Below are 329 nucleotides of genomic sequence, written 5' to 3'. Positions count from 1 at the left end.
CCGCGAAGCCCGGGGCAGACGAAGCCGCGCAGGACACCACCGAGGCCGGGACGGCCGAAGGGCCCGCCAAGGACGCCGTGGAGCCGCAGGCCGGCAGCTCCGACGCCGAAGAGGCCGGGCAGGCCGGGCAGGCCGCACAGGACGCCACAGAGCCGCAGGCTGACGGCGGGAAGCCGGAGGCCGACGAAGCCGCTCAGGACACCACCGAAGCCGGGACAGCCGAGAAGGCCGCCAAGAGGGCCGTGGAGCCGCAGGCCGACGAGGCCGCTCAGGACACCACCGAGGCGGAGGCTGACGCCGCGAAGCCCGGGGCAGACGAAGCCGCGCAG

General features: G+C 76.0%; 1 pseudogene. It reads left to right on the top strand.

What is annotated here, in order from left to right:
* Positions 1 to 329 (top strand): annotated as a pseudogene (locus tag AC5P09_RS52245) (hypothetical protein); the annotation flags it as partial.

Source organism: Streptomyces sp. a15, assembly GCF_059026085.1.
Note: the sequence above shows the minus strand (reverse complement) of the source record. Positions and strands in the feature narration are given on the sequence as shown.